We start from the raw sequence: 14,944 nt of genomic DNA, 5'->3' as shown, positions 1-14,944 counted from the left end.
TGGGACGTGAGCCGCGACCTTTCGGACGCCAGTCACTCAGACGTTGGCCGACAGCAGAGAGCCTGGCGGCAGTTGCTGCATCAGGGTTTCCAGATACGACTGCGCCAGATCGGTATCACCCGATTCCAGTGCTTCGCCGACCTGCGTCAGGGCGTCCTGCAAAGGGTTGTCATAACCGTCGCCCGGGGTGTAACTCTGATTGTCACTCAGCGCGGCCAGCAGCGCATCGTACGAGCTTTGCGCGGCTTCGGTATCACTGCTTTCAAGGGCTGAAAACAGACTGCTGATGCTGTCGCTGGTTTCACTGCTGACCGGCGGTGGTGGCGGAGGCGGAGGCGGGCCCATGTCGCCTCCCATACCCGGTGCGCCACCCATGCCCTGCGGCGGGGTAAAGGTGGCAAAGGTTTCTGACGCGGCCTGCAGACTGCTGATGTCGTTACTGCTCAGGCCATCGCTGACGGCGGCGAGAAACTGCCCGATCGGGTCATCACCGCCCACGCTGGCACCTTCCGGCAGCGACTCCACAATGCTGTCGTAAGCGCTCTGCACGGCCTCGGTGTCACCGGAATCGATGGCCTCGACCAGGCTGCTCAGCTTGTCTTCCAGACGTTCCGGTTTCTGCTGATTCTGCGGCATGGGCATCATCATGGATGAGCCGGAAATGGCGGATACGCTCATACTCACGTTCTCCTTGGTGTCGTTTTCTTTCGGGTCTGCTCCTGCAACCAAAGGCGCTGGCCCACCGGCGGGGAATGCAGACCCCGTTGACTGGAGAGTCTAGCGGGCGCGGCCATTATGGCTGACGGCTTCACGGCGTTTTTCCCGTCTGGCGGTGATTCCGGCGTGCAAGCCGTTGTTTTTTATTCGCTTGTTGCGAATGTAAAACACAGGTAAAGGCGCCTTTCGGGGCGCCGGATGAGCGTATTAAGGCGGGGTTGAGCCGGGCGGGCGGCGGATTCTGCCGTTAAACCCGCAAGGCGCAAGACTCAGACAAGCGCCTTAGGATAAAATCGCGCCTCTTTTTCTTGCCGGGGCTTCTGGTCCGGGTGTATGGATAACGCGATGACCTACGAATTAATTGGCGGCGCCCTGATTGGCGTGGCCGCTTCCCTGCTGTGGCTGGGCATTGGCCGTATCAGCGGCATGACCGGTGTGGTGTCGAGCCTGTTCATGTGGCGTGACAAAGCCCGCCACTGGGCGATCTGGTTTCTGGCCGGTCTGGTGCTGGCAACGCCCGTGTACCTGTTGGCCGGCGGCAAAGCGCCGATCGACATGACCAGCAATCAGCTGTTGCTGGTGGTGGCCGGTCTGCTGGTGGGCTTTGGTACCTACATTGGCAATGGCTGCACCAGTGGGCACGGCGTGTGCGGCATGGGCCGCCTGTCGGTGCGTTCGATGGTGGCCACCATCACCTTCATCGCCTCGGGTGTGGTGACGGTGGCGGTGATGAATGCCGTGGGAGGTGCGCAATGAAAGCACTGACGTCTGCGCGTTTCGCCCTGCCGGTGGCCTTTGCCAGCGGTCTGCTGTTTGGTCTGGGTCTGCTGGTGTCGGGCATGAACAACCCGGCGAAAGTACGCGCGTTTCTCGATGTGTTCGGCGCCTGGCAACCGGCGCTGATTGCGGTTATGGGCTCGGCCGTTACGATTTTCGCCATCGCCTTCTGGTTCAGTAAAAAGCGCAAAGCCCCTGTGTGTGCCGATGCGTTCCACGAGCCAAGCCTGAAGCGCATCGATGTGCGCCTGCTGGCCGGTGCTGTGCTGTTCGGTATTGGCTGGGGTCTGGTGGGTCTGTGCCCGGGCCCTGCGTTGGTGAATCTGCTGACCTTTGATCCGGGTGTGCTGCTGTTTCTGGCGGCTTTGCTGATGGGTAACCGTCTGGCGCACCATCTGGTGGGGCCGGCGAAGTAAGGCTCGGATACGTTTGTCGGACGAAAAGCCCGCTTTGAGCGGGCTTTTTGTTGCCTGCCATTTATGACCGGATTTTCTTACGTGTCTGATAGTGAAAACCGATGCGTTGATTGGTGGATTTAATCGCGTGCTTTTGATTAAAAAACCTCATCAGCCCGAGTGAAACTTAATATTTAAAAGAATTTTCTGCCTCTGTTTGAATGGCGGTGCTCTGAAAGCACATGCAAAAAAATCAAACGACGTACAACACGAAAGGCAGAAAAATATGATGAACAAATCCATCGCTACGCTTCTGGTAGCGGGTTTTATGAGTATGGGTATGGCGCAGGTTCAGGCCGCACCGGAAGGTGTGCAGCGCTTTGCCGGTAAGCAAATTACTGAGCGTGCTCAGGCGGATAAAGGGCAGCAGAGTGCTGACCGTTATCAGCATCAGCTGACCCGTGCTTCTGTCTCAATGCATCATCGTTAATGAGCGGATTGTGCGACCGGCTGGCGCCATCAACGAACGGCAGCCAGCCGGGTGCTGAGCGGTTAAACGGCAGAAAATAACGTTTTCGCCGCGCTGCTGTGACGTGACATCAGCTGCTTGATGTCGCCGCCCAGCCATTGTTTATTGCGCACTTTCCACTCGCCGTGAATCATGACTGCATCGGCCTGACTGGCGCCGCACAGCACCAGTGCACCGAGCGGATCGTGGGCGCCGCTGAAACGCGGTTCGTCGAGTTTAAACAGCGCAATATCCGCTTTTTTACCCACTGCCAATTCACCAATATCGTCGCGGCGTAATACCTGGGCCGAGCCTTTGGTGGCCAGATAAATAGCATCTTCGTGGGTAAATTCGTCGGCCTGATAACGCAGTCGCTGAATCAGCAGCGCCTGACGGATTTCCTGCATTAAATTGCTGTGATCGTTCGAGGCACTGCCATCCACACCCAATCCAACCGGGCTGCCTGCCTCACGTAATTCTTTTACGCGGCAAATACCGGAAGCCAGCACCATGTTCGACGACGGACAGTGGCAGATACCGGTGCCGGCCGCGCCCAGACGCTGTACTTCTTCATCGTTAAAATGAATGCCATGCGCCAGCCAGGTGCGGTTATTCAGCCAGCCGACGGAATCCAGATAATCCAGCGGGCGCTGACCAAACATGCGCAGGCAGAAATTATTTTCGTCCTCGGTTTCCGCCAGATGCGTGTGCAGACCCACATCGTAACGTTCGGCCAGTTCAGCACTGGCGCGCATGATGTCGGTGGTCACCGAAAACGGCGAGCAGGGGGCCAGTGCCACTTGCAGCAGGCCTTTTTCATCCTGCTGGTGCCAGCGTTTAATCAGGCGCTCACTGTCGTCCAGAATCACCTGCTCGCTCTGCACCACAGTGCGTGGTGGCAGGCCGCCGTCATCTTCGCTCAGGCTCATGGAGCCGCGCGTTAAGGTGGCGCGCATACCCAGCTTCAGGGCCACTTCGGCCTGCGTATCGATGGCGTTTTCCAGCCCGGCCGGGAACAGATAATGGTGGTCGGCCACTGTGGTGCAACCCGACAACAATAATTCGACCATGGCCAGTTCTGTGGCCAGCGCATGCTGCTCCGGTTGCAGGCCCGCCCAGATGGGGTACAGGGTTTTCAGCCAGGGAAACAGACGCTTGTTCAGCGCCGGCGGGCAGGCGCGGGTGAGGGTCTGATAAAAGTGGTGGTGGGTATTCACTAACCCGGGCAGCACCACGTGCTCGCTGGCGTCGAATGTGTCGTCAACGGTCTGGGTTGGTGTCTGACCTGCGCTCAGGACTTCGACAATATGACCATCACGGACGACGAGGCCGCCCCGGGCATCGAGGGTGTTGGCGGTAAAAATGGCGTTGGGGTTTTTAATCCAGAGGGTTGTCATGAAGGCTCCGGTTTTGCTCAGAAGTGTCTGAAATCCGGGTGAGGCTGACAGCCCGTCAGACCAACACCCGCCCGACCAGCCGTGTTGCGCAGGTGCGCGGGGGCCGGTCAGCAGTGACTGAGTGTTAATCTGCTGGGCGCATCATAACAGCCTTTTCCGGCGCCAAGAAGAATCCGTTATAGCCCTGCTGACTGACAGATCATTTGGCAACATGGTCTGTTAAAGCCTGAGCGCTGCGCTAGGATATATCGATTCGCCGGACTGGGCGGAAACGGACGGTAAGGACGGTGCATGATGCGTAATCTGGCATGGAAAGGAGCGTTGGGACGGCGCCTGCTGTTGCAGCTGCTGTTGCTCAGTGGCTGTCTGACGCTGATCAGTACTGTGGTGGTACTGGTGAACGACTACCGGCACGAATTTGGTCTGCGTGACAATGCGGTACGACAGATCAACGACGCCTATCTGCCGTCGCTGGCGCAAAGCCTGTGGAAGTACGACGACCAGCAAATCCGGGCGCAGCTGGAAGGCTTGCTCAACTTTCCCTACGTCACTTATGTGGTGCTGCAGGACGCCGGTGGCCAGACCTTCAGTGCCGGTGAACCGGTAACGGATTCGCCGCCGGATGAATACCGCTTCCCGATTACCTTCTCTCGCCCGGGTTACAGCGCCGACATCGGCTCACTGTATCTGCAGACGGATACCAGCCGCATCTGGGAGCAGGTGCTGAGCATGACGCTGCTGATTCTGGGGGCACAGTTCCTCAAGGCCTTGATCATCTCGGCCGTGGCGCTGTGGCTGGTGTCGCGGCTGATCACCCGTCATCTGCAGAAACTGGCGGTGTGGGCCGATAAAGCCGCGCTGGACGAGCCGCCGGTGCTTGAGCGCGATCCGGCGGACGACGAGCTGGAACGCATCTCGCTGGCGCTGAAACGCATGCAGGGGCAGATCCGCAAAGCACTGGAACAGCGGGATTCGGCCATGCAGGAGCTGGAAACCCTGAACGTCGGGCTGGAGAAAAAAATCGAGCTGCGCACGCTGGAGCTGAGCGGGGCGATCAGCGATCTCAATGGTCTGGTGGATGAATTGCGCTCGACCCAGAAGCGTCTGGTCGAGGCTGAGAAAATGGCGCAGATGGGCAGTCTGGTCGCAGGGGTCGCCCACGAGCTGAATACGCCGCTGGGCATCTGCGTCACTGCGCGCAGTTACATCGAAGATTCCGTGACCCTGATCCGCCAGCGGATGCAGGAAGGTACGCTCGACCGTCAGAAATTCTCGGAACTGATCAACAGCATCGCCGACGGTCTGATGATGATCGACGAAAACCTTAACCGCTCGCACCGGCTGGTGCGTACCTTTAAGTCGCTGGCGGTGGATCAGAGCAGCGACCGGCCGTCGGAATTTGCTCTGCAGGGGTTGCTACAGGATGCCGGCGGCGATGGCAACAGTTTCGATATCGACGGCGCTCTGTGCACCATCAGCAGCGATGTCAGCGGCAGCCCGACCGCCATTACCTGTCGCAATACGCTGCACACGGTGCTGGGCGCGCTGATCGGTAATTCACTGGATCATGGCTATCCCAGGGGCGGTGATGTGCAGATCCGCCTCAGTGCCACTGCCGATGCCAAACTTAACCGGCTGCTGATCGATTACCGCGACGACGGCTGCGGGCTGACGCCGGACGTCAAAGAACGCATCTTCGACCCCTTCTTCACCACCGGGCGCAAGCGCGGTAAAACCGGACTGGGCATGCATCTGGTGTACAACCTGGTGAGTCAGGTACTGATGGGGGACATTGAGGTGGTCGACAGCGAGCGGGGGATTCACCTGCGGCTGGATATTCCGCTCGATCTGCCGCGCTTTGTACGGGAAGGCCACCGCCGGCTGCGCCTGGTGGCCACAAGCGCCTGAGACGCGATCAGCGTTTCAGGCCGCAACCGGTGAGAATCATATCCACCAGAAAATCGCTGACGCGTTTAATATCGTCTTCTTCGTATTTGCGCTTATTCGTGACTTCCAGCACCTGAGTTTCAAAGTCGGCGTAATGCTGAGTAGACGACCAGACAAGAAAAATCAGATGGGTCGGATCCACAGCGCGCATTTTGCCCTGATCAATCCAGCTCTGAATCACAGCGACTTTTTCTTTCACCCAGTGGCGCATGTTGACGCTGATGTAATCTTTCAGATACGGCGCGCCCTGAATGATTTCCATGGCGAAAATCTTCGACGCATTCGGATGGGTGTAGGCCAGCTGCACTTTGGTGCGGATAAAGAGTTCCAGTATTTCCGCCGGATCACTGTCCGGGCTCATATCGGCCAGCACTTCGTTCCAGGTGGTCAGAATATTTTCCACCAGAGCGCGGTACAGGTTGGCTTTGTTTTTGAAGTAATAATGGATATTGGCTTTCGGCACACCGGCGCGGTCAGCAATGGCCTGCATGCTGGTGCCTTTGAATCCGTGCAGTACGAATTCCTGTTCAGCGGCTGACAGAATGTTTTCGCTGTTCCGCTCGCGGATTTTTCCTGTTTTGTACTTCTGTGTGGTCATCGGTATTCCAGCCAAATTCACCGGATCGGTTACAAAGGGTGGGCGATCATATCATGGGCTGATCAGTTCGTGCACAAAGCGATAAAAAAGGGAGCCGAGGCTCCCTTTGTTTCAGGCGGGTATTACAGGTGCACTTTCAGCAGAGCGCTGATGGCATTCTGGTCAACGCCGTCGATACCGTATTTGTTGCCCCAGTAGCTGTACTCGATACCCACTTTCACTTTGCTGAAGGTTTTGCCCAGCATTGGCGCCAGATCGTAGGTGATCTGTGGGTTGAAGTGCAGGTTGGCTTTGCTGTCATCGGTTTCGGTTGAGAAGTCGATGTAACCGTCGATGTTGAAGGCGCCAGAAGACCAGCCGTAGGTCAGGGTCAGCTGGTAATCGTCTTCGATGTCATCGTTCTGTGCGTAGTAAACAGTCGCGCTGGCGAAGTTCATGCCAGGGATCGCCAGATCAGCGCCAACACCGTACAGGTAGTTGTCAAAGCCGCCTGAGCTGGATTCGATAGTGAATGCTGCGTTGATGTTTTTAACAACGCCGCCTTCAAACTGAGTCAGGTAAACTTTTGGAGAAAATTCGCTGTAGGTCGCGGTGAAACCATCGTCACCAACATGACGGTCCATAAAGTAGAACAGGCCGCCCCAGCTGTGACCGGAAACGTGTTCCAGAGTGTAGGTGGTCAGTGAGTTACCGTCGTCGAATTTTGGGCCGTCAACTTTGTAATCTGAACCGTACAGTACAGATACGCTGTTGTCAGACCAGAATTGTTCGGCCTGAACAGATACGGCTGCGGCAGACATAACGGCCAGTGCCAGGATTTGCTTTTTCATGGTTCTCTCCACGTTTTCCGGTAATGAAAAAATTAAAATTTCAACGCACTCAATGTATCAGTCAATTCCATTTGGTTCACTGAATTTCAGTGAAATTTCCCTTTTATTTTGCATTGTCAGAATTGCTTTTTAATCAGCCATTTTCTGTATTTTTAATTCAACATTAAATGGCTGATTAATGGCGTATTCTGCGCTTTATTACACCATCGGCCGGTACGGCTGGCCGATGGATTTCGGAGCACTCATCTTGGTTTTAATGGCGTCCGAAGACAACCAGACCAGTACTACGATGGTCGCCACATATGGCAGCATGGCCATGATGTTTGGCGGTACCTCAAACCGGGTGCCCTGCAATACCAGATGCATAATACTGGCAAAGCCAAACAGGTAGGCACCGAGCAGAATTCGTTCGGCTTTCCAGCTGGCAAACACCACCAGAGCCAGCGCAATCCAGCCGCGTCCGGCGGACATGCCGTCACTCCACATCGGGGTGTATACCAGTGATAAATACGCACCGGCCAGACCTGTCATGGCGCCGCCAAACAGCACCGCCATGAAACGGATCTGATGCACATGAATACCGATGGCGTTGGCGGCTTCCGGGTTTTCACCGACTGCACGGATTTTCAGACCCAGACGGGTGGAGCGGAAAATCCAGAACACCACAGCAAACAGAACCAGCGTCAGATACACCAGCGGATCGTGCTGGAACAGCACTTTGCCAATCACCGGAATATCACTGAGGAAAGGGATGTGCAGAGTCTGAATACCTTCCAGACCAATACCGACATAACCGGCACCGAGGAATGCACTTAACCCGGCGCCGAAAATGGTCAGCGCCAGACCTGTCGCCACCTGATTCGATGCCAGTGTGATCGACAGATAACCAAACAGCAGCGACATCATCATGCCGGCAAAAATGGCACAGAAAACCGCCAGAAAATAATTGCCGGTAACGGCGGCGGCGATAAAGCCTGTCACCGCGCCGACCAGCAGCATGCCTTCCTGACCCAGGTTCAGCACGCCGGATTTTTCACACACCATTTCACCGAGCGCGATCAGAATCAGCGGCGTACCGGTTTTTAAGGTGGCGTAGAGAATATTGGTAATTAATTCGAGTTCCATAATCAGGCCCGGGATACAGCAGATTTGAACACAACGCGGTAACTGATCAGCAGATCCGCAGCCAGCAGGAAGAACAGCAACATACCCTGGAATAAACCGGTCAGGGATTTTGGCAGACTCATTTCAATCTGAATCATTTCGCCGCCCATGAAGGTCAGGGCCAACAGCATACTGGCGAGCAGAATGCCCAGTGGCTGCATACGTCCGAGGAATACCACAATGATGGCGGCGTAGCCGTAACCCGGCGACAGCTGCGGGACCAGCTGGCCGATAGGGCCGGTTACTTCCGCAACACCGGCAAAACCGGCCAGCGCGCCGCACATCAGCAGCGCAAACCAGGTCAGGGTTTTGGTGTTGAAACCGGCGTAACCGGCGGCTTTGGCGTCTTCACCCAGCACCTGAATCTGGTAACCGATCCAGGCGCGTGACATCAGGGTCCAGATCACCACCATGAACAGCAGCGCGAACAGAATGGAAATGTTCAGGCGGTAGCTTTCATCAAACAGCGGCAGGATGGCGGCGTCAGCGAACATGGCGGATTCCGGGAAGTTGAAGCCGCCCGGATCTTTCAGCGGACCATGCACCGCCCACAACAGCGCGTTCAAGGCGATGTAGTTGAGCATGATGGTGGTCAGAATTTCGTTGGCGTTAAAGCGGGTTTTTAACCAGGCCGCCAGAGCGCCCCAGGCCAGACCACTTAACGTACCGGCGAGCAGAATCGGCACCATGATCCAGCGGCTTTCAAAGTCGAGGAACTGCAGGGCCATATAGCCGCCACCGAGGGCGCCCATAATGAACTGGCCTTCTGCACCGATGTTCCAGATTTTGGCGCGGTAGCACAGGGTCAGACCCATGGCGCACAGCAGCAGCGGAGCCACTTTTACGCCCAGTTCGGTCCAGCCGTACACCGTGTTCAGCGGCAGGATGAAAAAGGTGTGCAGTGCCTTCAGCGGATCGTGGCCGAGGAAGGTAAACAGCAGGGCGCCACAGATCAGGGTGGCGACAATGGCGATGACCGGCGACAGGTAGCCCATCAGGCGCGAGTCAGACTGGCGTTTTTCGAGCTTAAGCATGAGCGGCCTCCTGTGCAGAGGACGCATCGAACTGACCGGCCATCCACTGACCCAGAGTTTCGATGCCGACTTCGTTGGTCGGTTTGAACGGGCTTAAGCGGCCATCACAGATGGCGCCAATGCGGTCGGAAATCTGGTACAGCTCATCGATGTCCTCCGACACCACGACAATGGCGGCACCCTGATCGCGCAGGTTGATCAGCGCGTGACGGATCAGAATGGCGGCGCCGATATCCACACCCCAGGTCGGGTGCGAGCAGATCAGCAGCTTGGGTTGCTGTTCAATTTCGCGGCCGATAATGAATTTCTGCAGATTGCCGCCCGACAGACTCTTGGCCTGGGCGTCTTCGTTGGCGCACTTCACGTTGTATTTATCAATGATGTTCAGGGCAAAGTCGCGGACCTTGCCGTAGTGAATCCAGCCCTTGTTTTTCAGGCCGCAATGGCTGGCACTGAGCAGGGCGTTATCGACCAGAGACATGTTCGGCACCGCACCGCGGCCCAGGCGTTCTTCCGGTACAAAGGCGAAACCCTGCTGGCGGCGGGCTTCGGGGCTCATGCGGGTGATGTCGGTGCCGAGCAGGCTGATCACGCCTTTTTCGCTCAGCTCTTCACCGGACAGCAGGGCACACAGTTCGTCCTGACCGTTACCGGCCACACCGGCGATGCCGAGGATTTCACCGGCTTTTACCGTCAGGTTGAGGTTTTCCAGCGATACGCCGAACGGGTCTTCCGGCGCGAAGGTCAGGCCTTCGATGCTGAGGGCGGTATCACCGCCCACGGCTTTCTCGTAATCCTGATTCAGCGGGGTGTCGTCACCCACCATCATGCGCGCCAGTTCTTCACTGGTGGTTTCCTGCGGATTGCAGCGTCCGGTAACACGGCCGTTGCGCAGAACGGTAGCAGCGTTACAAAGCTCCACAACTTCATCCAGCTTGTGCGAGATGAACAGAATGGAGCAGCCTTCGGCGGCGAGTGTCTTCAGGGTGCGGAACAACTCACGCACTTCCTGCGGGGTCAGCACCGAAGTTGGCTCGTCCAGAATCAGCAGTTTGATGTTCTGCAGCAGGCAGCGCACGATCTCAACACGCTGCTGGGCACCCACGGACAGGGTGTGAACATGACGGTCCGGCTCCAGCGCCATACCGTAATGGGTCGAAATTTCGCGGATACGCTGGCTCAGCGCTTCCATATCGCGGCTTTGTTCCGGCGGCAGGCTGAGGGCGATGTTTTCCGCCACGGTCAGGGTTTCAAACAGCGAAAAGTGCTGGAATACCATGCCGATGCCCAGATCTCGCGCGTGGGCCGGGCCCTGGATCTGAACTTTCTCACCTTCCCACTGGATGCTGCCCGCATCCGGCCGGATCACCCCGTAGATGACTTTCATCAGGGTGCTCTTTCCCGCGCCATTCTCACCCAGCAGTGCGTGGGTTTCGCCTGCCTTCACCACCAGTTCGATATCGTCATTGGCCAGACAGCCCGGATATTCCTTGGTGATGCCGCTCAGATGGAGGCGTTCGGTTGTTTGTTGTAACGACACTCGGTTTCCTCAAGATCATAAAAGCTGACCAGTTGGTCGAATCGTTAGCAATTAGCTTGCCACATGCACCATCTGCACAAAGGGGCGTCCTTTCATGTATGCTTGACCGGTTGGTCAGGAATTTGCAGTGCATTCTCTTACAGAGTTTCCTACAGTAACTGAAGAGCCGGTACGGCGTGGGTTTACCCCACATAAAAAGCCGGCCGCGACAGGCAGAAAACAGGTGTAAGCGTGATTCGATTTAACTTAAATGGCCGTTGGATTGAAAGTTCAGAAATTGATCCAAATTGTACCATTCTGAAATATTTGCGCACCAACATGAAGCAAGTGGACATCAAAGAAGGATGTGCTGCTGGTGATTGTGGTGCATGTACCCTGATGCTCGGGGAAATGACGGAGCACGGTATTGAATACCGTACGCTGAATGCCTGCATTGCGCTGATGGCGCAGGCGCATAACCGTTATCTGCTGACGCCTTCCGGTATCGGCCGTCCGGGTGATCTGCATCCGGCGCAGCAGGCCATGGTGGAATGTCATGGCTCGCAATGCGGCTTCTGCACGCCGGGCTTCGTGATGTCGCTCACCAATCTGTATCAGAACGCCTGCGTCCGTGCCGGCCAGACCGAATTGAGCAACGACGATATTCACGCGGCGCTGTCCGGCAACCTGTGCCGTTGCACCGGTTACCGTCCGATTATCGATGCCGCGCACCGTATGCTGGCGCTCGATAAAAAAGACGTTACGCAGGTGTCGGCCCGAAGCGGTGTACAAACCTTTGATCCGCAGGCGGCGGATCAGCCGTTGCTGGAAAAAGACGGTTGCCGTCTGTTTATGCCGGAAACCGAACAGCAGCTGCAGGCGCTGCTGAAGCAATTCCCCGATGCGCGTTTGTGGGCGGGCGGTACCGATGCCGGTCTGGAGGTGACGCAACGTTTCAGTCGCTTCAGCACCATCATCTGCGTTAACCGCATTGCGTCGCTTAATGCGTGTCAGGATCTGGGTGATCAGCTGTGGCTGGGCGCCTCTGTGACTTTCAGTCAGGCCGAACAGGCACTGGCTGCCGATTTTCCTTCGTTTGCCCAGCTGTTACACCGGATTGGTTCACGCCAGATCCGGAATATGGGTACTTTGGGCGGGAATATCGCCAACGCATCGCCGATTGGCGATACCCCGCCCGTTTTTTTAGCGCTGGATGCAACGCTGGAAATTGACGGCATTAACGGACGTCGCGACGTTCCGATCCGCGAGTTTTATCTCGGCTATAAAAAGACGGTGATGGTGGCCGGAGAATATCTGCGCGCCATCCGTGTGCCCAAATTAGGGGCGGACGAAACCTTGTGGGTGCATAAAGTGAGCAAACGTTACGACGACGATATCTCCGCCGTATTGTTCGCTTTGTACCTGAAAAGAGACGGCGAAACCCTCACCGCTGCTAGGCTTGCATGTGGAGGGATGGCGGCAACACCACTGCTCGGAATTAAAACCGGCGCGGCTCTTGCAGGCCAACCTTTTGTTCAGGCGACGTTTACGCATGCTGCAACCTTCGTTGACCAGGATTACCAGCCCATTTCCGATGTCCGCGCGACGGATAAATACCGGATTCAGGTCACCCGTAATCTGTTAACCAAGGCCTTTATCGAACTCAATCACACCTGTGAAAAGGGAGATGCAGCATGACTTTTACATCGTCCCGCGTAACTCCATGGGCCGAACGCCGCGCGCGTCCGGCGAAAGGTAAATCCGGAAGAGAACTTGCTCATGAAAGCGCAGAAAAACACGTACTCGGAACTGCAGCCTATATCGACGACCTGCCAGAGCTTGCAGGCACTCTCCATGCCGTGGCTGGTAAAAGCACCATCGCGTGCGGAAAAATCCGGAAGCTGGACCTCGCGCCTGTGTGGGCGTCGCCCGGCGTGGTGGACGTCCTTACACTAGCGGATATTCCCGGTGAAAAAGACATTGGCCCCGTCTATAAAGGCGATCTGATATTTGCCGACGGCCGCGTCGACTTCCACGGACAAGCGCTGTTCGCGGTGGTCGCCGAATCCTTTGAGCAGGCGAAACGTGCGGCGCTGGCCGCGGTCGTGGAATACGACGAAGAAGACGCCATTTTAAGCGTCGAACACGCCCTGCAGCAGAATTCTTTTGTTAATCCTGCCCACACCATGCAAAAAGGCGATGCCGCTGCTGCACTGGCGAAAGCCCCTGTGCGTTTGTCCGGCAGCCTGTACGTGCGTGGTCAGGAACAGTTTTATCTCGAAGGTCAGATCAGCTACGCCATTCCGGGTGAAGACGGCAGCATGAAAGTGCATTGCTCGACTCAGCACCCGTCGGAAGTGCAGAAACTGGTGGCCGAAGTGCTCGATGTACCGATCAACCACATCAACGTCGAAGTGCGGCGTATGGGCGGTGGTTTCGGTGGTAAAGAAACTCAGGCTGCGCAGTGGGCGTGTATCGCCTCGGTATTTGCCACCCGTCTGAACCGTCCGGTAAAAATGCGTCTCGACCGTCAGGACGATATGGTGCTGACCGGTAAGCGCCACGATTTTCTTAACCGTTATGAACTGGGCATTACCGAAGAAGGCAAAATTCTCGGTGCCGATATTGAGCTGGCCGGTTTCTGCGGTTATACCGCCGATTTATCCGACGCCATTGTCGACCGTGCCATGTTCCACGTTGATAACGCCTATAACCTGCACGACACCCGGGTCATCGGTCACCGCTGCCGCACCAACACCGTATCCAATACCGCGTTCCGTGGTTTCGGTGGTCCGCAGGGCATGATTTTCGCCGAATGCATGCTCGATGATATTGCGCGCAAAGTGGGTAAAGACCCGCTCGATGTGCGCAAACTGAATTATTATCAGGATGGCGAATGTACCCATTACGGTCAGCCGATTGAACATTTTATTCTGCCGGAACTGATCGAAACGCTGGAAAAAGACTGCGATTACCGCGTCCGTCGAGAAGCGATTAAAACCTTTAATGCCCAGAACCCGTTTAAAAAGCGCGGTCTGGCGTTAACGCCCATTCGCTTTGGTATTTCCTTTACCCTGCAATTCCTGAATCAGGCCGGTGCACTGGTGCATGTGTACACCGACGGTTCTGTGCACCTGAACCACGGTGGTACGGAAATGGGTCAGGGTCTGTACACCAAGGTGGCTCAGGTCGTGGCCAACGAATTCGATATCGACATCGACATGGTCATGGTCTCCGCCACCACCACCGACAAAGTGCCGAACACGTCAGCCACGGCCGCGTCGTCTGGTTCGGATTTAAACGGTAAAGCCGCGCAGAATGCCTGTCAGATGATTAAAACGCGTCTGGTGGATTTTGCGGCGAAGCATTTTTCCGTAACAACTGGCGACGTGCGTTTTGAAAATAACCACGTGGTGATCAGCAAAGACGGTAAAGAAGAGTGGATCGCCTTCGGCGAGTTCACTGATCTGGCTTACCGCAACCGTATTTCGCTGTCGGCGGCGGGATTTTACAGCACGCCGAAAATTCACTACGACCGTAAAACCGCCACTGGCCGTCCGTTTTTCTATTACGCCTTCGGTGCTGCCTGCTCTGAAGTGGAAATCGACACTTTAACCGGCGAATACAAAGTGCTGCGCGCCGATGTGCTGCACGATGTGGGTACGTCTCTGAACCCGGCGATTGATATCGGTCAGATCGAAGGTGGCTTTATTCAGGGTATGGGCTGGCTGACCACCGAAGAACTGCTGTGGGATGCCAAAGGCCGTCTGGCGTCGGCGTCGGCCGCGACCTATAAAATTCCGACCTCAGTGGATATCCCTGTACACTTCAGTGTGCGCCTGTTTGACCGCCCGAACAGTGAAGACACCATCTACAACTCCAAGGCCGTGGGTGAACCGCCGTTAATGCATGGTATTTCGGTCTGGTGTGCCCTGCGCGATGCGGTGGCCAGCGTGGCGGATTATAAAGTCAGTCCGCAGCTGGATACGCCGGCCACGCCGGAACGTGTACTGAACGCGGTGATGGCCATGCAGGCGCTGAACAGCGCGGAGGCGTAA

13 protein-coding genes are annotated in these 14,944 nt (G+C 56.4%); 6 read left to right on the top strand and 7 right to left on the bottom strand.

Annotated elements, in window-relative coordinates:
* Window positions 1-36: 36 nt before the first annotated feature.
* The gene (locus ACQUQU_RS13860) at window positions 37-678 is read right to left on the bottom strand and encodes a hypothetical protein (protein ID WP_430460295.1); all 642 of its coding nucleotides are present in this window, start codon (window positions 676-678) and stop codon (window positions 37-39) included.
* Window positions 679-1,050: 372 nt separating this feature from the next.
* Here ACQUQU_RS13860 and ACQUQU_RS13855 point away from each other — a divergent pair, with 372 nt between their 5' ends.
* From ACQUQU_RS13855 to ACQUQU_RS13845, 3 genes are all read left to right on the top strand, one after another.
* A complete protein-coding gene (locus tag ACQUQU_RS13855; RefSeq protein WP_430460294.1) occupies window positions 1,051-1,473 on the top strand; it encodes a YeeE/YedE family protein in 423 nt (140 codons plus the stop codon).
* Window positions 1,470-1,910 (top strand): DUF6691 family protein, encoded by a 441-nt coding sequence (locus ACQUQU_RS13850; protein ID WP_430460293.1) that lies wholly within the window; start codon window positions 1,470-1,472, stop codon window positions 1,908-1,910. The genes ACQUQU_RS13855 and ACQUQU_RS13850 overlap by 4 nt, the downstream gene beginning before the upstream one ends.
* A 265-nt stretch (window positions 1,911-2,175) precedes the next feature.
* Window positions 2,176-2,379: a hypothetical protein gene (locus tag ACQUQU_RS13845; RefSeq protein WP_430460292.1), complete on the top strand. Its 204-nt coding sequence runs from the start codon at window positions 2,176-2,178 to the stop codon at window positions 2,377-2,379.
* 62 nt (window positions 2,380-2,441) lie between these two features.
* Here ACQUQU_RS13845 and ACQUQU_RS13840 read toward each other — a convergent pair whose 3' ends face one another.
* A complete protein-coding gene (locus tag ACQUQU_RS13840; RefSeq protein ID WP_430460291.1) occupies window positions 2,442-3,794 on the bottom strand; it encodes an 8-oxoguanine deaminase in 1,353 nt (450 codons plus the stop codon).
* A gap of 291 nt (window positions 3,795-4,085) precedes the next feature.
* Here ACQUQU_RS13840 and ACQUQU_RS13835 point away from each other — a divergent pair, with 291 nt between their 5' ends.
* Window positions 4,086-5,702, top strand: a complete 1,617-nt coding sequence (locus ACQUQU_RS13835; RefSeq protein WP_430460290.1) for an ATP-binding protein — start codon at window positions 4,086-4,088, stop codon at window positions 5,700-5,702.
* A gap of 7 nt (window positions 5,703-5,709) precedes the next feature.
* Here the strand turns inward: ACQUQU_RS13835 and ACQUQU_RS13830 are convergent, their stop codons facing one another.
* From ACQUQU_RS13830 to ACQUQU_RS13810, 5 genes are all read right to left on the bottom strand, one after another.
* Window positions 5,710-6,339: a TetR/AcrR family transcriptional regulator gene (locus ACQUQU_RS13830; protein ID WP_430460289.1), complete on the bottom strand. Its 630-nt coding sequence runs from the start codon at window positions 6,337-6,339 to the stop codon at window positions 5,710-5,712.
* Window positions 6,340-6,461: 122 nt separating this feature from the next.
* Window positions 6,462-7,169, bottom strand: a complete 708-nt coding sequence (locus ACQUQU_RS13825; protein WP_430460288.1) for a hypothetical protein — start codon at window positions 7,167-7,169, stop codon at window positions 6,462-6,464.
* A gap of 198 nt (window positions 7,170-7,367) precedes the next feature.
* The gene (locus ACQUQU_RS13820) at window positions 7,368-8,294 is read right to left on the bottom strand and encodes an ABC transporter permease (RefSeq protein WP_430460287.1); all 927 of its coding nucleotides are present in this window, start codon (window positions 8,292-8,294) and stop codon (window positions 7,368-7,370) included.
* A gap of 2 nt (window positions 8,295-8,296) precedes the next feature.
* Window positions 8,297-9,367, bottom strand: a complete 1,071-nt coding sequence (locus ACQUQU_RS13815; RefSeq protein WP_430460286.1) for an ABC transporter permease — start codon at window positions 9,365-9,367, stop codon at window positions 8,297-8,299.
* A complete protein-coding gene (locus tag ACQUQU_RS13810) occupies window positions 9,360-10,907 on the bottom strand; it encodes an ABC transporter ATP-binding protein (RefSeq protein ID WP_430460285.1) in 1,548 nt (515 codons plus the stop codon). Before ACQUQU_RS13810 ends, ACQUQU_RS13815 begins: the two co-directional genes overlap by 8 nt.
* A 231-nt stretch (window positions 10,908-11,138) precedes the next feature.
* Here ACQUQU_RS13810 and xdhA point away from each other — a divergent pair, with 231 nt between their 5' ends.
* Window positions 11,139-12,584, top strand: a complete 1,446-nt coding sequence (xdhA, locus tag ACQUQU_RS13805) for a xanthine dehydrogenase small subunit (protein WP_430460284.1) — start codon at window positions 11,139-11,141, stop codon at window positions 12,582-12,584.
* Window positions 12,581-14,944, top strand: a complete 2,364-nt coding sequence (xdhB, locus tag ACQUQU_RS13800) for a xanthine dehydrogenase molybdopterin binding subunit (RefSeq protein WP_430460283.1) — start codon at window positions 12,581-12,583, stop codon at window positions 14,942-14,944. The genes xdhA and xdhB overlap by 4 nt, the downstream gene beginning before the upstream one ends.

The organism is Thalassolituus sp. LLYu03, from assembly GCF_050507655.1.
GTDB lineage: Bacteria > Pseudomonadota > Gammaproteobacteria > Pseudomonadales > Oceanobacteraceae > Venatoribacter.
The sequence above is the reverse complement of the archived record's forward strand: the minus strand, read 5'-3'. Positions and strand labels throughout refer to the sequence as shown.